Origin of the sequence: Lysinibacillus sp. A1, from assembly GCF_000801965.1 — a bacterium.
Classification (GTDB): Bacteria; Bacillota; Bacilli; order Bacillales_A; family Planococcaceae; genus Lysinibacillus; species Lysinibacillus fusiformis.
In genome coordinates this window covers 154469-172133 of record NZ_JSZM01000025.1, presented here as the reverse complement: position 1 = coordinate 172133, position 17665 = coordinate 154469, and the positions used below count along the sequence as shown (strand labels likewise).

The 17665-nt window shown below is 39.5% G+C and carries 18 protein-coding genes; 4 read left to right on the top strand and 14 right to left on the bottom strand.

All coding sequences use genetic code 11. The features are described from left to right. The first annotated feature begins 212 nt into the window (after positions 1-212). Positions 213-1595 (top strand): Na+/H+ antiporter NhaC, encoded by a 1383-nt coding sequence (gene nhaC, locus PI85_RS19275; RefSeq protein ID WP_036125202.1) that lies wholly within the window; start codon positions 213-215, stop codon positions 1593-1595. 52 nt (positions 1596-1647) lie between these two features. Here nhaC and PI85_RS19270 read toward each other — a convergent pair whose 3' ends face one another. The 3 genes from PI85_RS19270 to PI85_RS19260 form a co-directional block, all read right to left on the bottom strand. Next, positions 1648-3129 carry a multicopper oxidase family protein gene (locus PI85_RS19270; RefSeq protein ID WP_036125200.1) on the bottom strand — a complete coding sequence of 494 codons (1482 nt, stop codon included), beginning with the start codon at positions 3127-3129 and terminating at the stop codon, positions 1648-1650. 67 nt (positions 3130-3196) lie between these two features. Further along, a complete protein-coding gene (locus tag PI85_RS19265; RefSeq protein ID WP_036125199.1) occupies positions 3197-3907 on the bottom strand; it encodes a cytochrome c biogenesis CcdA family protein in 711 nt (236 codons plus the stop codon). Positions 3908-3933: 26 nt separating this feature from the next. Continuing rightward, positions 3934-4671, bottom strand: a complete 738-nt coding sequence (locus PI85_RS19260) for a sulfite exporter TauE/SafE family protein (protein ID WP_036125196.1) — start codon at positions 4669-4671, stop codon at positions 3934-3936. Between the two features lie 312 nt (positions 4672-4983). Here PI85_RS19260 and PI85_RS19255 point away from each other — a divergent pair, with 312 nt between their 5' ends. Beyond that, positions 4984-5751, top strand: coding sequence for a sporulation protein (locus PI85_RS19255; protein WP_036125195.1), 768 nt, complete (start codon positions 4984-4986; stop codon positions 5749-5751). A gap of 82 nt (positions 5752-5833) precedes the next feature. Next, on the top strand, positions 5834-6508 hold the full coding sequence (locus PI85_RS19250) for an HAD family hydrolase (protein ID WP_036125194.1): 675 nt from the start codon (positions 5834-5836) through the stop codon (positions 6506-6508). Positions 6509-6667: 159 nt separating this feature from the next. Here PI85_RS19250 and ptsP read toward each other — a convergent pair whose 3' ends face one another. The 11 genes from ptsP to PI85_RS19195 all read right to left on the bottom strand — a co-directional run bounded on the left by ptsP (position 6668) and on the right by PI85_RS19195 (position 17224). Continuing rightward, the gene (gene ptsP, locus PI85_RS19245; RefSeq protein WP_036125189.1) at positions 6668-8380 is read right to left on the bottom strand and encodes a phosphoenolpyruvate--protein phosphotransferase; all 1713 of its coding nucleotides are present in this window, start codon (positions 8378-8380) and stop codon (positions 6668-6670) included. Then, positions 8377-8643 (bottom strand): HPr family phosphocarrier protein, encoded by a 267-nt coding sequence (locus tag PI85_RS19240; protein WP_008175794.1) that lies wholly within the window; start codon positions 8641-8643, stop codon positions 8377-8379. The genes ptsP and PI85_RS19240 overlap by 4 nt, the downstream gene beginning before the upstream one ends. Next, a complete protein-coding gene (locus tag PI85_RS19235; protein ID WP_200878316.1) occupies positions 8643-9392 on the bottom strand; it encodes a glucosamine-6-phosphate deaminase in 750 nt (249 codons plus the stop codon). The genes PI85_RS19240 and PI85_RS19235 overlap by 1 nt, the downstream gene beginning before the upstream one ends. After that, on the bottom strand, positions 9370-10080 hold the full coding sequence (locus PI85_RS19230) for a sugar isomerase domain-containing protein (RefSeq protein WP_036125185.1): 711 nt from the start codon (positions 10078-10080) through the stop codon (positions 9370-9372). Before PI85_RS19230 ends, PI85_RS19235 begins: the two co-directional genes overlap by 23 nt. A gap of 30 nt (positions 10081-10110) precedes the next feature. Next, positions 10111-11265: an N-acetylglucosamine-6-phosphate deacetylase gene (gene nagA, locus PI85_RS19225; RefSeq protein WP_036127832.1), complete on the bottom strand. Its 1155-nt coding sequence runs from the start codon at positions 11263-11265 to the stop codon at positions 10111-10113. A 97-nt stretch (positions 11266-11362) separates the two neighbouring features. Continuing rightward, the gene (gene nagE, locus PI85_RS19220; protein ID WP_036125183.1) at positions 11363-13312 is read right to left on the bottom strand and encodes an N-acetylglucosamine-specific PTS transporter subunit IIBC; all 1950 of its coding nucleotides are present in this window, start codon (positions 13310-13312) and stop codon (positions 11363-11365) included. A 174-nt stretch (positions 13313-13486) separates the two neighbouring features. After that, positions 13487-14425, bottom strand: a complete 939-nt coding sequence (locus PI85_RS19215; protein ID WP_036125181.1) for an ABC transporter permease — start codon at positions 14423-14425, stop codon at positions 13487-13489. Further along, the gene (locus tag PI85_RS19210; protein WP_036125180.1) at positions 14403-15323 is read right to left on the bottom strand and encodes an ABC transporter ATP-binding protein; all 921 of its coding nucleotides are present in this window, start codon (positions 15321-15323) and stop codon (positions 14403-14405) included. The genes PI85_RS19215 and PI85_RS19210 overlap by 23 nt, the downstream gene beginning before the upstream one ends. 36 nt (positions 15324-15359) lie before the next feature. Then, positions 15360-16082, bottom strand: a complete 723-nt coding sequence (locus PI85_RS19205) for an ATP-binding cassette domain-containing protein (RefSeq protein ID WP_036125173.1) — start codon at positions 16080-16082, stop codon at positions 15360-15362. A gap of 9 nt (positions 16083-16091) precedes the next feature. Further along, positions 16092-16448 (bottom strand): GntR family transcriptional regulator, encoded by a 357-nt coding sequence (locus PI85_RS19200; protein WP_036125172.1) that lies wholly within the window; start codon positions 16446-16448, stop codon positions 16092-16094. Then, the gene (locus tag PI85_RS19195; RefSeq protein WP_036125169.1) at positions 16445-17224 is read right to left on the bottom strand and encodes a hypothetical protein; all 780 of its coding nucleotides are present in this window, start codon (positions 17222-17224) and stop codon (positions 16445-16447) included. Before PI85_RS19195 ends, PI85_RS19200 begins: the two co-directional genes overlap by 4 nt. Before the next feature lie 208 nt (positions 17225-17432). On the opposite strand from PI85_RS19195, the gene PI85_RS19190 reads away from it, so the two are divergent. Continuing rightward, a complete protein-coding gene (locus PI85_RS19190) occupies positions 17433-17645 on the top strand; it encodes a cyclase (protein WP_036125167.1) in 213 nt (70 codons plus the stop codon). Positions 17646-17665: the final 20 nt, after the last annotated feature.

Sequence of the window (17665 nt, the reverse complement as noted above, 5' to 3'; positions counted from 1 at the left end):
TATTACCTACAGATGTCGAAACATGTCACCTTTCCTATTTGTTATGCTCGTCCTTGTTGCTGCTTATACATAAAAGTAAGGACAACAACTTGAGAGCATTGACTTGAAGGAATCCTGCAATTTTCTGTCAATTGACAAAAAATATTAGCGTGCTATAATACTTTTGGGCTTCACCGCATTGAAGCGAAGAAGTATTTATTAGGAGGTTTCATATGTTTCGAATAGAAGCTAAAAGCAACCCTCGATTTATGGAGGCAAGCTTCGTTATACTTTTAATTATTGCCACAATGTCTTTTAGTATTGGGTATTTAAAAGCAACACCCCATATTCCGATTTTTTTAGTTATTTCTCTTTTACTAGCCTATGGATTACTAAAAAAAGTTCCCTTTCGCGATTTAGAGGGTGGAATGATTGCAGGTGCTAGTGCTGGATTGGGCGCTGTTTTCATCTTTTTCTTTATTGGTATTTTAATTTCGAGCTGGATTATGGGTGGAACAATCCCTACGCTCATCTATTATGGTTTTTTAACTGTTTCACCAAACTTTTTCTTTGCCATTGTTTTTTTAATTTGTAGCATCGTTGGTATTTCTGTTGGTAGTTCGTTAACAACAGTCGCAACTGTCGGAGTGGCATTTATGGGTATCGCAGGTGCCATGGACATTTCATTAACCATAACAGCTGGTGCAATTGTTTCTGGTGCTTTTTTTGGTGATAAAATGTCACCATTATCCGATACAACCAATCTTGCGTCAGGAACAGTCGGTGTAGATTTATTTGAACATATTAAAAATATGGGCTGGACAACAATCCCTGCTTTTCTGATTTCATTCGTCCTATACGCTATTTTATCGCCAACAGGCGAAGCAACATCTTTTGACACGGTGGAGCAATTTAAAGAAGGATTATTGACTACAGGACTTATTCATTGGTATACATTATTACCAATTGTCGTCCTCGTTATGATGACTTTTTATAAAGCTCCTGCCGTTATTACATTAGCCGTTGTTTCTATTCTCGGTGTAGGCTTATCTTATACACTAGATCCCCTACCAGCTTCAGACGTCTTCAAAGTTTTATTTGATGGCTATGTCTCTCACTCTGGTAATAAGGAAGTAGATGCCCTATTAACACGTGGAGGCATGAATAGTATGCTATTTACAATTGCTCTTGTCTTACTGGCCTTAACAATGGGTGGGCTTTTGTTCACACTTGGTATTATACAAAGTATTTTAGCTAAGGTTGAAAGCTTATTTAAAAGTGCTGGTTCCGTTATTACAGGCGCCGCACTTACCGGCATTGGAGTCAATACATTAATCGGTGAGCAGTATTTATCTATCCTGTTAACAGGTGAAGCATTTAAAGCTCAATTTGCAAAGGTTGGCCTAGCACCTAAAAACTTATCTCGTGTCATGGAGGATGCTGGAACGGTTGTCAATCCACTTGTACCTTGGAGTGTCTGTGGTATTTTCATCACAAGTGTTCTTGGTATTTCCACACTGGATTACCTACCATTCACCTTCTTCTGTTTACTTGGGCCAATTCTAACCGTACTTTTTGGTTGGAGCGGTAAAACATTAACAAAGCTTGAGCAATAATAAAAGGTAGCTGATGATTGATCAGCTACCTTTTCTATTTTTCTAAAAGTTTCTATTCTACCTTCACTTGCCCCATCATACCATTATCTTCATGCTCTAATAAATGACAATGGAACATATAGACACCCTTATCTTGAAACTTCACTGCCAATTTAACTGTTTCATCTGGTTCAATGGACACCGTATCTTTCCAGCCCTGTTCATTAAGCGGTGGCGCCTGACCATTAATGGATACAATTTTAAATTGCGTACCGTGTAAATGAAACGGATGAGTCATGCCGCCCATCATATCGGGTTTATTGTAAATTTCCCAAATTTCTGTCACTCCCTGTTGTTGTACAAAATCAATTCTAGTTCGATCAAATTGCTTGCCATTAATCGTTACCATCTTCCCCATACCAAATAGCTCTATACGTTTAGATACAGGTAATTGTTGTTCTTCACGAGTTGTAGAGAATTGATTAAATACATCCTGCATCTTCTGTGGTGTAGTGCGTTCATTTGTGATCGTAAACGGTAACAGGACTACACCTTCTTCATTTATCAATGATAAATCAGTAGAACTACTTAGCTTGGAAAAATCGATGATGATTTCAGCACGTTCACCTGGTGTTAAGGTCAGTTTATTTAGTGGAACAGCGCTATTTAGAAATCCTCCATCTGTGGCGATTTGTTGAAATTCCTCATTGGTACTTAGCTTGAAGGTGAAATTCCGGGCATTGGAGCCGTTCACCAATCGAAAGCGAACAGGCTCTCGGCGTACATGGAGCTTCGGATTAAGCGTACCATTAATAAGCAATGTATCACCAATTGTCCCATCATTATTTTTGAACTGTTGATAATTTAATTGTTGTTGATCATCAAATTGGCGGTCCTGAAAAATTAACGGAATATCATTTACACCATATTCTTCAGGTAATCCTAAACGCTGTGAATTTTCATCTTCCACATAAATGAGCCCGGCTAGTCCTTTATATACCTGCTCAGCCGTTTGTCCTTCTGGATGAGGGTGAAACCACAAAGTAGCTGCTTGCTGACGGATAGTAAAAGTCAGCTTCTTCGATTGACCAGGCTCTATTTGTTCATGTGGGCCCCCATCCCCCTCACCAGGTATTTCTAAACCATGCCAATGGAATGTTGTCTCTTTGCTCATTTCATTCGTAGTTGTAAATTGTACGGTTTGTCCCGATTGTATTCGTATCACCGGCCCTAAAAAGGCCCCATTATAGCCATAGGTCTCTGTTTGGACACCTTGATAAAACTCTGTTGTCCCTTCTTGTGCCACAATGGAATAGTGAGCTGGATTTTTTCCATCTGGTTCTAGTAATGGAGGTATAGCCAACTCATTTTCTCCTGTAGAGGGAGCAAGCTGTAAAGGATTTGTATGACTCATATGACCATTTGTCATATCCATTCCTTCATGAGCGTTGTTCATTGGTTTAGTCGAAACATCGTCTTCTGTTTTACTAGCACTACACCCGCCTATAAGTACAATCAATACTGTCAGTAATGAAAACTGCATTTTAAATTTCATCTATTTTCCTCCTTTTGTTACGACAAAAATACTGTAACAAAGAAGTATGGAGAAATAATGAAGATCGTTAAAATCCTGAAAAACCATCGAACAATGGACTTAGCCAAATGATGATTACTGTTAAACCGTCGAAAAATAATACAATTCCTAGCACAATCATGAAATAGCCACCCACTTTTGTGATCGTTTGACTATATTTTCGTATCCATGCGAGTTTCGAGACAAATTGTGATAGCAGGAAAAACGGTATGGCAAACCCTAAAACATAGGCTACCATATAAACCATGCCCATCCCTGGATGTTGAGAAGCCATCATAAAAACTGCCCCAGTAATCGGACCTGTGCAAGGGGTCCACCCCGCTGCAAAGGCAAGCCCAATGAAAAAGGAGCCTAAATAGCCTGTAGGACGATTTTTAAAGGAAAGACGTTTTTCTTGCATTAAAAACTTCGGGGAAAAGGCCCCTATAATCATTAAACCAAAGAGCACAATTAAAATAGCCCCAACCTGTCGCAATACATCTTGGTACTGGAAGAAAAACCACCCGACAACAGATGAGCTATATCCTAAGAAAATAAAAATCACCGAAAATCCAATTAAAAAGAACAGCGTATGCAACATACCCATTGTTCTTAATTTTTTATTGTCACCCTGAAGCTCATCCAGTGACATCCCTGTAATATAAGAAATAAAAGCGGGATAGAGCGGTAAGGTGCATGGCGAAATAAAGTTTAAAAACCCTGCACCAAAGGCTAATAAAAGATTCATATCTGGATTCATTTTAAGCGCTCCTTACATCTTTCATGTTAATTGATTCCCCAATATGTAATGGTGTCCACTATCCCTAATAATAGTAGTAATATGCCTGCCACTTTTTGAATAACTCTCCCCATCTTCATGCTTGTTCGTAAAATGAGTCGCTTCGCATCGAACAGATAAATGAAAAGAAGCATGATGAGTAATGGTATAGAAGTGGCCACCCCAAAAATACTAGGTAAGATAAACCCATAGGATGTGCCAGTTACGATAGGCATTAGCCATACAAAAAACAGAACAAACATGGTCGGACAAAAGGCAATAGAGAAGCTAGCGCCCATTAAAAAGGAGCCTAGTTTGCCCCCTTTCATAACAGGAGGAATAAGCGTCGACAGACGATTTAAAAATTTCAGCTTCCATAAACCTAATAAAACGAGTCCTGTCATCATCATAATTGGTCCAATGGCCTGACGGAAAATGGGAAAATACAATGTCATTTTAGTTTCAAACGATTGTCCAAATAACCATGCAAAAAGCCCAAGTCCACTAAAAACAATTATTTTACCAAGAATAAAAAACAGTATCTCCTGCCAATTATTTTTCATTTGCAGCGTTTTATTCCCATAAAATGTAATAGCACTCATATTGCCGGTTATTTGGCATGGAGCTAGTGCCCCTATGAGACCTAATAGCAGCGCCATAGCCCATGCTGAATGTTCATAGGCATTTAAAAATTGATTGATCGGCTCACTTAGAAACTGACTAATAGCTGACAAAAAACTATACAATTTAAACACCTTCCATCTGTTCATCATTTCAGCTTTACAAACTAGCCAAAACTAGTATAAAGGGTAAATATGAATAAATGGTGCAGAAATCGACTCACCTGCTTTTAGAAGACGATGATGTGATCAAAGTTTGTCTTTTTGTTGGTAAAGGCACTTATACGAATCTACACATAGTGAGCAGTTCATTCCGTTTGGGGTACTGCATCCCCTTTTGGATTTTCAATTAGTATGGTGAAAAATTTACGAGTCTTGAAACCTTTTTTCAACCTGTGCGTATGTATAGCTAACAATGTCCGTAGGAGGAATGTAAGAATGTCTTTTTTTCATAAAGCACTAGCAAGTTTTGGGATAGGTTCAGCAACAGTTGATACAAGGTTGGAAAAGGATACTTATCGAGCTGGAGAAGTCATGCGAGGGGAAATCATCGTGCGTGGCGGTCAAGTAGAACAACAAGTAGATTCCATCTATCTGTCCATTAATACGACATATGTACGAGAGTCAAATGATCATAAACATACAGAGGTAGCCACTCTACAAAAAGTCAAAGTGACAGAGCCTTTTACACTAGCTGCTAGTGAAGAGAAGGTCATTCCCATTTCGTTGACACTGCCATTTGAAACACCGATTAGTGCAGGCAAAACGCAAGTCTGGATTCAAACTGGACTCGATATTAAAAACGCAGTTGACCCAAGTGACAAAGATTATATTCGTGTCGAGCCAACAAGCCTCGCAGCGCAAATACTTGATGCTATAGGTCAATTAGGTTTTCGTTTACGAGAAGCAGAATGTGAGCAAGCCCCAGCCCGCTTACGTGGGTATTATCCATTTGTACAGGAGTTTGAATTTGTACCAACAGGTTCCTTTAGAGGCCATCTAGATGAACTTGAAATGGTCTTTCTGTCCCAGTCCAATCATTCAGCTGAAATTCTTTTACAAATTGACCGCAAAGTAAAAGGCATTGGAAGCTTCTTCGCTGAAGCTCTAGAGATGGATGAAAGCTACGTTCGAACAACAATTACGATGCACGATTTACCGACGCTTCCAGACAAATTCCAACAACTTATTTCAAAGCAACTATAATTTCACTAACAAGTAGTTGAAGAGCACTTCAACTACTTTACTTTTTCTCCTAGCTCCTTTTATGAAGGCGAGGTTTTAATGCATGGGCATAAAAGCGGTACTATTTGATTTAGACGGAACTTTGTTAAATAGAGATGAATCTGTAAATTTTTTTATAGAGTCGCAATATGAGCGACTCGGTATGACATTGGATGATATTCCAAAAGAAAGCTATGTATCTCGTTTTATTCAACTAGATAAGCGAGGATATGTTTGGAAGGATAAAGTCTATCAGCAATTAGTGCAGGAATTTAATATCGTATCTCTCACTTGGGAGGAGCTTCTTCAAGATTACATGAATGAATTCAAAAATTATTGTGTCGCCTTCCCAAATGTAATTAGCCTACTAGAACAATTGAAAACGGATAAATATCTTCTAGGAATCATTACGAATGGTTATGGTCATTTTCAAATGGACAATATTAAAGCTTTAGCCATAGAGAAGTATTTTGATGTGATTTTAGTTTCTGAATGGGAAAATATGAAAAAACCTAATCCCCAACTATTTTTGAGAGCTTTAGACAAGCTACAGGTTTCTCCTCATGACAGCATTTTTTTAGGAGACCATCCTGAAACTGATGTGAAGGGTGCTCAAGCTGTTGGCATGAAAGGTATTTGGAAAAAGGATGCTCAATGGGACCATGTTGAGGCAGATGCCATCCTTGATGATTTGTCAGAATTACCTTCCATCATCGACTATTTAAACAACAAACTATAAAACGGTAGACAATGACCAACGATCAATAGACTCTCGTTGGCTATTGCTATTTTCGTTCTTCGTTTTATTTCATTAACACAAAAAAAGGCTGTAGACAACTCAACATTTTTGAGTTCGTCTACAGCCTGAGCCACCCTCTAGATGGTTTTGAGCATAAAGTTATTTTACTGCTTGCTTTACTTTTTCCATTACTTCTTCAGCTGTTGCACACTGTAATGCCTCAGCGGCTAAAGCTTGCATGTCCTTTACTGACAGGCGCTTCAATAAAGAACGTGTTTTCAAAATGGATGTTGCGCTCATTGAAAACTCATCTAAGCCTAAGCCAAGCAATAAAGGAACTGCTAGCTCGTCGCCTGCCATCTCTCCGCACATCCCTACCCATTTTTGTTCTTGATGGGCGGCATGAATGACCATTTGAACCAAGCGTAAAATAGCTGGATTGTACGGCTGATATAAATAAGATACTTTTTCATTCATACGATCTGCAGCCATTGTATATTGAATTAAATCATTTGTTCCAATGGAGAAAAAGTCCACTTCCTTGGCAAAAACATCAGCCATCACTGCTGTAGCAGGAATTTCCACCATCATGCCTATTTCAATGTCAGCACTTACGTCCTTCCCTGCTGCTACTAGCTGTTCTTGCTCTTCTAATAAAATCGCTTTAGCCTCACGGAACTCTTGAATAGTCGCAATCATTGGGAACATAATTTTTAGGTTGCCATAAACAGATGCTCGCAGTAAAGCGCGTAATTGTGTACGGAACAATTCCTGTTGCTCTAAGCATAGACGAATGGCGCGATGTCCTAGGAATGGATTCATTTCTTCCTGTAGTGGTAAATACGGTAAGTGTTTGTCTCCACCAATATCTAGTGTACGAATGACCACAGGCTTACCTTGCATTCCTTCTAAAACCGTCTTATACGCTGTAAATTGCTCTTCCTCAGATGGCAGGTTTTCACGGCCCATATATAAAAACTCTGTTCGATATAAGCCAATTCCTTCAGCCCCATGACGCAAAACGCCCTCCAAATCGCCTGGAGAGCCGATATTAGCTGCTAGCTCTACATGGACACCGTCTTGAGATACCGTTTGTTCGTTTACTAACGTTGACCATTCCGCTTGTTGAGTATGATAGCTTTGTGCTTTTTCTTGATAGCTGGCAATCACATCTTCCGTCGGATTGATCAGTACTTGACCTGATAAACCATCCACGATTAATAAATCTCCATCTTGAATAGTCGTCGTTGCTGCTCCAGTTCCGACTACTGCAGGAATCTCTAACGAACGGGCCATAATCGCTGAATGAGAGGTACGACCCCCAATATCAGTAATAAAACCAAGAACAAAATTACGATCCAATTGAGCCGTCTCTGAAGGAGTCAAATCATTGGCTACAATAATCACCTGTTCACTAATATTACTTGGGTTTGGAATATGTACACCGAGTAAATGTGCTAACATGCGGTTTGTCACATCTTTAATATCGGATGCACGTGCACTCATGTATTCATCATCCATACTTTCAAACAATGCCACAAACATTGATGAAACTTCATGTAAGGCAAACTCTGCATTGACCCCTTCGTCAGCTATTTTTTGATGAATAGGCCCAATTAATTCTGGGTCATTTACCACTAATAAATGCGCATCAAAAATAGCTGCTTCCTCGGCACTGAATTTTTTTAATGTTTGCTGTTTAATCGCCACTAACTCTTGCTCTGTTTGGGCAAGGGCAGCGGCTAAACGTTGCTGCTCCGCCTGAACATCTTGAACCTTTGTTTGGCTAAATGTTAAATCCGGTTGTACAAAACGATACGCTTTAGCAATGGCAATGCCGTCTGAAGCGGCAATACCAGTGAAATGTGTCATTGTGCAAGCCCCATTTCTGTCATTAATGTTGCCAATGCCTCAAATGCTTGCTCTTCATCTTCCCCCTCTACATAAAGTGTAAATTGAGAACCTTGCTTTAATGCTAATCCCATTACGCCAAGAATAGATTTTAAATTTGCTGCTTTTTCTTCCGTACGCACTTCGATAGCGGAAGTGAATGGCGTAGCCTTTGCCACAAGCTGGCTCGCTGGACGTGCATGAATTCCTAAAGGATCGATTACTGTAAATTGTTGTGTTTTCATTATTTATTCTCCTCTACTTGTAAGTCTGTTAAGATGATGACATTTGGATGTTTGGATAAAACACTTGCTGGAATCTCCTCTGTATAATCAGAGGCCAGCACACGTTCTAACACCTCACGCTTAGTTTCTCCCACTGCTAGTAACAAAATGCATTTTGCGCGCATAATAGATTGAATCCCCATAGTGAACGCTTGCGTGGGCACTTCATCAATCGAAGAAAAGAAGCGAGCATTGGCTTGACGAGTCGATTCCTCCAATGTCACAAGATGTGTCATGGATTCAAATGGTGTACCGGGTTCATTAAAACCAATATGGCCATTTTGTCCGATACCAAGCAATTGAAAGTCTAAGGAATGTTGTTGTAGTAGGGCTTCATAGCGAGCTGCTTCCTCTATAGGATCAGCTGCTAAGCCATTTGGTAAATAGGATGCCTGGAATGGTTTTTCGTGAAATAAATGCTGATGCATATAATAGGCATAGCTTTGCTCATGATTGGCCTCAAGCCCTACATATTCATCCAAATTAAAGCTGATGCAATTCGAAAAATCAATATCCGTTTTACAGATTTTAGCATACAACGGTTCCATCGTTCCACCAGTAGCTAGCCCGAACGTAGTGGACCCATTATTTTTAGCATCTGCTATGATGGCTACTGCTCGTGCATATAAATCTTCTTTTGAATCAAATCTTTCTATGTTCACCACATATCCTCCTTTTCCTAAAGCCTTAAAAATGAATGCGCCGACCATATTGATCAATAAGCTCATCATTATTGGTGTTACCTAAGTTACTGCTAGCAAACACTGGTAAGCTGGCGCCTTGTTCATGTAGAACTTCAATGATTTGGGCGAATAGAGCATTTAATAGTGCTGCACCTAACACTGTAGATACAGGTCCATATTGCAACTCATCAACTGTTAAAACCCCATCCCCTAATGGGACATGTGTATTTAGAACGTCATCTACGATATCCTCTAAACGTTTGCCTGAAGGATGGCGTGATGGCTGATGTTGATAGGCCAATGATTGCAGTGAGATTGTATGCGCACCTGCTTCTTTGGCGTAGATCGCCATATCAATAGGGACTGGATTGTTGGCAGATGTTGAAATAATGATACAAACATCCTTGGCATCAAACTGTAGCTGATCCTTATAGGAGGCTAAAAATGCTTGCTTCTTTTCATTTTGTGAAGATTGCCGTGCTCCCTGATGTAGCATTAAGGATTCAATGTGTATTGGTTTGACAGGGACTAATCCACCAGCCCTGAAATAACATTCTTGTGCCAATAACATGGAATGGCCTGAACCAAATAACTGGATAATGCCTCCCTGTAAGAGTCGTTTGACGATTAACTGAGCTACATGGTTTATTTGTTCATCTTCTTGTTGTGCCACCATTGTTAAATAGCGATTGACTTGTTGAAAATAGGTATTCATGATCTATCACCTTTTCATTTCAAACGTTTCTTACAAATTGTTTGCATGCATACTGATTTGCCCAGCTTTAATCGTTTGATGTAGCAGTAAATGTTCATCCACAATCACTGCATCCGCATCATATCCTTCTATAAGCTGTCCTTTGTTCGTTAATTTTAATTGCTGGGCAGCATTATAGCTGGACATTTTCACAAGCTCCTCCAATGTACAATTGGTAATCTGACGCATATTTCGTACAGCTTGATCCATTGTTAAAATACTACCCGCTAGTGAACCATTCGATAAATGGGCTCCTGATTCTGTCACATGCACCAATTGACCACCTAAATCATATTCACCGTATGGCATACCCTTCGCTCGCATCGCATCCGTTATTAAAATAATTCCGTCTGCCCCCTTCAAGCGATAAGCCATTTCCACAGCTCCTTCATGCATATGAATAAAATCAACAATCAGTTCAGCCTTTATGGCATCCACTAGCAAAACACCACCGACCACACCAGGATCACGATGATGGAATGGACGCATTTGATTGTATAAATGAGTCCCCTGTGATGCACCTAATTGTACTGCTTCTTGCATTTGCTCAAATGTAGCATCGGAATGACCAATTGATACAATAATTCCGTTTTCAGAGAGGCTCTGGACTGCTGTCATTCCATTAGGTTCTTCAGGTGCTAGCGTAATTTGTTTAATTTTTTGACCACTTAATGCTTGCCATTTTGTCATCACTTCTATATCTGGCTGGACAATATAATCAAGTGGCTGAGCTCCTGCCCGCTGCTTCGATACAAAAGGTCCTTCAATATGAAGACCAAGTAATTCCGCTTCATCTGACTTTGGCTGGAATTGTGCCACATTGGCGATGGCCCGTTCGATATTGTCAAAGCTTTGTGTCATCGTAGTTGCTAAAAAGCTGGTTGTACCTTCTTTTAATAGTGATTTGGCCATGATATGTAACCCTTCATCGGATGCATCCATTGTATCCATTTCGGCAGACCCGTGAATATGCATATCAATAAATCCTGGCAATAAAAACTTGCCTGAACCATCTAATTGTTCAAAGCCCTGCGCCTCAATATGATGGGCAACCTGAGCAATTTTACCGTCCTTCATCCACACATCCATCTGTTCATCTCGACCACTCGCATTGACCACTGTGATGTTCCGAATTATTAAACTCAAGAAAAACATCTCCTCTTCTTGAACAAGGGCTGTTGAAAAGGTATCCATTTGCAATATGATTGCCCATGTATTCCTCCGCAAACAGCCCCATGAATTGTTACTTTTTCATTGAAATAATATTGGTAGAGCCTGCTCTTTGGTAACCTGATTTTCCTAGCGTAATCTCTTGCCCCATTAGGCTAGTGAAAACGACAGGCGTAATAATGGAAGGCACTTGATCCTTAATTTTTGTGATGTCTGCTTTTAATAATGCATCCCCACGTTTAATTGTTTGACCATCTGACACAAGCATGTCAAAGCCTTCACCATTAAGCGTTACAGTATCCAATCCGACATGAATTAATAATTCTAATCCTGTATCAGATTTTAAACCGATCGCATGCTTCGTAGGGAAAATCATCACCACTTGACCGTCAAACGGTGCATAAACAGTTCCATCTGTCGGACGAATCCCAAAACCAGGACCCATCAGGCCAGCAGAGAAGGCTTCATCCGGTACTTCAGATAACGGTAATAAATCTCCCGTCATCGGCATTTCAAAATCATGGAAAGTTGTTGTTGCGTCACTTTTTACTTCTACTGTCGCTACAGGCTGTTCCGTCGGCAATTGGGCATTAGCAGGTGCTGGGTTGCCTTTTTGCAGACGTTCTTTCATAGCCTCCGCTAAAAACTCAACAGATGTTCCAATAATTACTTGTACATTGGTTTTACTAATACGCATAACACCTCGCGCACCAGTTTGTTTCAATGTTTTTTCATCCACGACACTGGCATCCTGTACGGACATACGTAAGCGAGTCGTGCAGTAATCCACTTGCTGAATATTATCTTTACCACCTAATGCTTCAATTGTGTAGTAGGCACGTAAATCGATATCATCGGAAATAGCTGAATGTGATTCACCATCTTCTTCGTCATCATCTTCACGTCCTGGTGTTTTTAAGTCCAATTTTTTAATTAAGAAGTAGAAGACCACAAAATATATCGCCCCAAAACCTAAACCTAATGGTAGAAGCAGTAATGGACTGTCAGCCAAACCTAAGTTAAGCAAGTAGTCAATTAACCCGGCTGAGAATCCAAAGCCATCACGGAACCCAACAATATAGGCAACCGCAAGCGAAATACCTGTTAATACTGCATGGATACCATAAAGTACTGGTGATAAGAACATGAATGAAAATTCAATCGGCTCCGTAACACCTGTTAAAAAGGCAGTTAAAGCAATAGATACGAACATCCCACCAACGATCGGACGTTTTTCTTTTTTCGCTGTAAAATACATCGCAAGACAAGCCGCTGGTAAACCAAACATCATAATTGGGAAGAATCCAGCTTGGAAATGTCCAGCTGTTGGATCTCCTGCTAAGAAACGATTAATATCCCCTTTCACAATTTCTCCCGCGGCATTCGTAAATTCACCGAAGTCGAACCAAATAACCGTATTAATTACATGGTGAAGACCAACTGGTATTAATAGACGGTTGAAGAAACCATACATCCCAACACCAAGTGATCCTGCACCGATCATCCAATTTCCGACAGCATCAATACCGCCCTGAATTGGTCCCCAAACGATCGCTAAAATACTCGCTAAAATCGCCATGGTGATGGACGTGATAATTGGTACAAACCGTCGTCCACCAAAGAATGATAACCATTCTGGAAATTTCACATTATAATATTTGTTATACAGTAACCCTGCCGTAATACCGGCAATAATACCGCCAAACACACCCATATTTAATTCTTCATTAACCGTCCCTAAAACGGCTATTAATACGAGGTGAGCAATCGCACCCGCAAGAGCGGCTCCCCCACTGCTATCATGTGCTAACCCCATCGCAATACCAATCGCAAAAATAATAGGTAAATTGCCTAGTATAGCATTCCCAGAAGCGGCCATAATACTAGCAATATACTGAATGGCTTCATTCGGTACTGCACCAAGCATATCCCCAGAACCTAAACGCAAAAGCAAAGCTGCTGCCGGTAATGTCGCGATTGGAAACATAAGTGACTTACCGATTTTTTGTAAGAAAGCAAACATTCTTCATCCCCCTTTGGTATAGTTGTCTAGACCACTTTTATGAAAAAAAAGCGTTTTCATTAAGTTGCTATTATTATAGGCGCAATTTGAAAAAAAATAAATACTTTTTTAATAATTCTTGATGTAAAAAAAACCGTACCCCAATAAAGCATTAGGGCACAGTTCTTATTTAAATTATGCAGTAACGTCTCGTTTCATAAAGGATGTATAACTAATCACTAGGAAAATTACGGCGTAAATAGCTAATACAGTTAGCGAGAATGGCATTGTCATATCTGGAACCATTAAAATACCTTTTTCATATTGAGTTAAATCTGAATGTGTTAGCCAAATGTATTTTACAACGTCGTATCTACTTAAGAACATGACGATCATGCCACCTGTAAATGAAAGGAACATTGTTAAGCCGATTGCTAATGAGCTAGAACGGAACACTGAACCAACTAAAAAGGCAAATAATGTCGACATGACAAAATCACCGCCAGAGAGTAGGTAATGATAGGCTAAATCATTCCATACTGCCTTTTCAGCCACCTGCCCATTGACAACTTCTAATTCCACACCTGAGCCTACACCAAATAATACTAAACCTACAATTGCACTCACCACTACGTTTACGGCCACTAAAAACAAGCCGAATAAGAAAATCGTCAATAGTTTAGACGTTAACACTTTCGCACGGGACATTGGGCGAGTCAACAGCATTTTTATGGTACCTGTTGAAAATTCACTGGAGACAATACTTGCGGCTGTAATCACCGTAAATAATGTGACAAGTGTTAGCATATTGCTTGTAAAGGACATAAAGCTTGCAAGGCTGTTATCTTTTTGACTCGGCGCATCATGGGCTAAACGGTACTCCGAAATAGCAATTCGTTCTTCAAAAAATGCTTTGTCTTCCTCGGATAAATCCTCCTCTGCTAGCATTGCCTTATTATTTTGGATAGACTGCTGCTCTATCTCCTGCCATGATCCCTCATCTGATGATTTACCCTCATAATATTTCATGATGCCACCAGGAACTAAAATGACAAGGACAAGCATAGCGACCATCGCCCACGTCCCTTTTTTATGCCATAATTTCATCCATTCATTTTGAATTAGCTTCAGCAATTTGTCCGCCTCCAGTCATTTCTAAGAATTGATCTTCTAATGTTTTCTGATGTGGCTGTACGGCAAATAGCTGCATACCTGCTTGCACAAGCCCTAACGTCAATGCAGGAACATCTTCTTTCTTCAATTCAATTACATAGCCTTGATTCACTGCCTCAAACTTGTAATCATGTTGTGCCAGATGGGCAGAAACCTGCTCTTTTGGCTGTGCTTCCACATAGTAGAACGACGTACTTTCATTGTGAATTTCACGAATGTCGATCAGTTTCCCATTTTGTATGACGGCTACTCGATCACACATTAATTCAATTTCAGATAATAAGTGACTGGATACAAAAACAGAAACATTATCTTCTGCCGCAATTTTGCGAAGGTACATACGGAATTCCCGAATACTAGCAGGGTCTAAGCCATTCGTTGGTTCATCTAATATTAGAAATTTTGGTCGATGTAATAACGCCTGAGCAAGCCCTAGTCGTTGACGCATACCAAGAGAATACGTTGCAACCTTCTCATGGATACGATTTTCTAGACCCACCTGTTTAACGACTTCCATGATTCGTTCTTTTGTAACATTTTTATGCATACGTGCAAAATGCAATAAATTTTTATAGCCCGACATAAATTTATACATTTCTGGATTTTCGACAATCACGCCAACCTTGCTAATCGCTTCCTCATAATGCTCCTGTAGTGAAAGCCCATCAATGATAACCTTGCCCTCTGTTGGATGCATGAGACCTGTCATCATACGAATTGTCGTTGTTTTCCCTGCCCCATTGGGTCCTAAAAAACCTGTAATTTGTCCTGGATATAAATCAATGTTTAATTGTTGTATTAATTGCTTTCCACCAATGGTCTTCGATAGATTTTGCAATTGAACAATTGGTTCTGTCATATTTATTCACCCTTTCTTTATTGTTAGGCCTAATCGTTAAAAGCTATTGCGGTCTGTGTCATTGGTAGAAGAACGATAAAAACCTTTCATCCACTCAACCGCATCTTTATTGGTCACATCACGCAATGTCTCTACATCTTCATAAGCTGTGATAGAGCCCGCTTTTAATAAAATAATTTGATCTAAAATAGGTTCAACCTCATATAATTCATGTGTAGACAGCAAAATCGTTTGATTTTCGATGTCCGTAAATTGAATTAAACCTTTAATGAGCTGCTCTCGCACAATCGGATCTAGCCCAGCAAATGGTTCATCCATTAAATAATAAGGAACTTCTCGGCCCAGTGTAGCAGCCATTTTCATACGACCACGATTCCCTTTTGATAATTGACGTAGCTTCGTATTTTTATCCACCTGTAAAAATTCTGCTACTATACAAGCCTTATCATAGGAAAAGTCTTCAAATTGAGAGGCGTAGTGCTGAAAAAGCTGTTCACCCGTATAATAATCAAAAAACAAATCTGTATCTGGTAAGTAAGCAATTTGGTCCGCACTACGTCGGGAAATGGGTTGACCATTCAATACTACTTCACCAGCTGATGATTGTAGTAAGCCCGCTAAAACTTTGAGAAGTGTAGATTTACCACTACCATTTTCCCCAACTAGTCCAATTATCTGTCCAATAGGAAAGGAAAAGGATATATCCTGTAAAATGGGCTTATTCTTATACTGAAAAGAGACATTCGATAGCTGTAACATTCCTTCACCTCACGCTTTATTTTTTAAAACAATGAGCATTTCTTCCTTAGAAAATCCCAATGCCTCGATGGAAGTTAAAAAACTTTCGGCTAACTTATTTTTCATATCATCCCGTAATACGTCAATGCGTTCCTCATTGGTCGTAATAAATGTGCCCTGTCCTCGTTTGGTTTCCGTTATATTCATTGCCTCTAACTCCTTATAGACTCGTTGCACTGTATTAACATTGACACCCGTTTCGACTGCATATTCTCGAACAGAGGGCAGTCGATCCCCAAGCAATATGTGCCCCTTCAAAATGTCTCCGCATATCCGATCGACAAGCTGACTATAAATCGGTTTATCACGTGAAAAATCCATCGTCATCGTAATACCACCTTTTCAAGCCACTTGGATGCCGCTAAAAAGAGCAGCACGATGAGTACTATAGAAGCAAATTCTTCCACAACATAAATAGAGCCTAGCCTCCATTCCACCGTTGTCGCCGCTCTTACTTTGGGTAAAAACGGTTCAAATTTGCTTAACGAAATGGCGCCACGTTGGAAAACCGTTTCATAAAACGGACTCTCCGTTATTCGTACCCAAGCAGATGTTGTAAAGCCAAAAGCAACCATCGTCAACACAATGGAAAAACGCCCAATTACATGCTTTAATTGCAAGTAAAAAGCTAAAAAGAACAACAGCAAAACAAATAACATAAATTGGAAAATAGTTAATGCAATAACGATTATTACTAAAACAAAAATGATTTGTCCAATATTTGCAATAAACTCTTCTTTTAGATGAAAGATGGCAAAACTTACAAAGAGCGTATTAAAAAGCACATACCCTATTAGTGAACAGGCTATCTTTGCTCCAATTAGCTTTGTGATGGAACTAGTGGAATGGAGCCAACTTTCCTTAGCTTTAATATCCAATCGCATACTCGCTAAAAATTGTAAGACGGAATAAAATCCACCTACAAAAAGGACGAGAAGTGTAAAGGCAAATGCAAGCTGATTTTCTTGAGCAAAGAGATCAACAAATTGATGCAATACATAGGGAACGATCCAGGAAAGCATAATGCCTGAAAATATCCCCATCAAAAACCATGAGCGATAAAGTACCCATTCTTTTTTTAAAAGTCCTACAAAACTTTTCATGCTCAGCACCTCGTGTCATAGTGTACTAGTCAGATATTACACTATGACTTCCTTATTTTCAAGTGCCAAATACAAGAAAAAGGAAGATAGAGCCTCATTTGATTAGAATGAAACCTTTAACCTGTATAGCCTAAGGACTTCACGCATCAATTTAGTAAAATCAGAATACATTGAGAGCACACAAAGACGAAGGAAAGGTGATAGTGGAATGGAAAAAAGGGTGTTATTTGATTTTGACATTGAATTTACAAATGGAGGGGGCATTCAAGGGCAAAAATTTCGCCTTGATATTGAAGGAGATGACATCTCTGACGAAGAGTTAGCTCAATATATTGTAGAAGATATGAGGTTACTAATGGTGGGCAAAGTAAGCATTCTTAACAAGAGAATTATTAATGAAAAACATAAACGACAAGATTAGTCCAACTTAGACCTCTTAAT

Coding starts and splice junctions, on each gene's coding strand:
- PI85_RS19210 (WP_036125180.1), bottom strand. CDS start 15,323: ATGACAGAACCAATTGTTCAATTGCAAAATCTATCGAAGACCATTGGT.
- PI85_RS19230 (WP_036125185.1), bottom strand. CDS start 10,080: ATGAATACCTATTTTCAACAAGTCAATCGCTATTTAACAATGGTGGCA.
- ptsP (WP_036125189.1), bottom strand. CDS start 8,380: ATGACACATTTCACTGGTATTGCCGCTTCAGACGGCATTGCCATTGCT.
- PI85_RS19200 (WP_036125172.1), bottom strand. CDS start 16,448: ATGACGATGGATTTTTCACGTGATAAACCGATTTATAGTCAGCTTGTC.
- PI85_RS19265 (WP_036125199.1), bottom strand. CDS start 3,907: ATGAATCCAGATATGAATCTTTTATTAGCCTTTGGTGCAGGGTTTTTA.
- PI85_RS19250 (WP_036125194.1), top strand. CDS start 5,834: ATGGGCATAAAAGCGGTACTATTTGATTTAGACGGAACTTTGTTAAAT.
- PI85_RS19270 (WP_036125200.1), bottom strand. CDS start 3,129: ATGAAATTTAAAATGCAGTTTTCATTACTGACAGTATTGATTGTACTT.
- PI85_RS19205 (WP_036125173.1), bottom strand. CDS start 16,082: ATGTTACAGCTATCGAATGTCTCTTTTCAGTATAAGAATAAGCCCATT.
- PI85_RS19255 (WP_036125195.1), top strand. CDS start 4,984: ATGTCTTTTTTTCATAAAGCACTAGCAAGTTTTGGGATAGGTTCAGCA.
- PI85_RS19190 (WP_036125167.1), top strand. CDS start 17,433: ATGGAAAAAAGGGTGTTATTTGATTTTGACATTGAATTTACAAATGGA.
- nagE (WP_036125183.1), bottom strand. CDS start 13,312: ATGTTTGCTTTCTTACAAAAAATCGGTAAGTCACTTATGTTTCCAATC.
- PI85_RS19240 (WP_008175794.1), bottom strand. CDS start 8,643: ATGAAAACACAACAATTTACAGTAATCGATCCTTTAGGAATTCATGCA.
- PI85_RS19235 (WP_200878316.1), bottom strand. CDS start 9,392: ATGGTCGGCGCATTCATTTTTAAGGCTTTAGGAAAAGGAGGATATGTG.
- nhaC (WP_036125202.1), top strand. CDS start 213: ATGTTTCGAATAGAAGCTAAAAGCAACCCTCGATTTATGGAGGCAAGC.
- PI85_RS19195 (WP_036125169.1), bottom strand. CDS start 17,224: ATGAAAAGTTTTGTAGGACTTTTAAAAAAAGAATGGGTACTTTATCGC.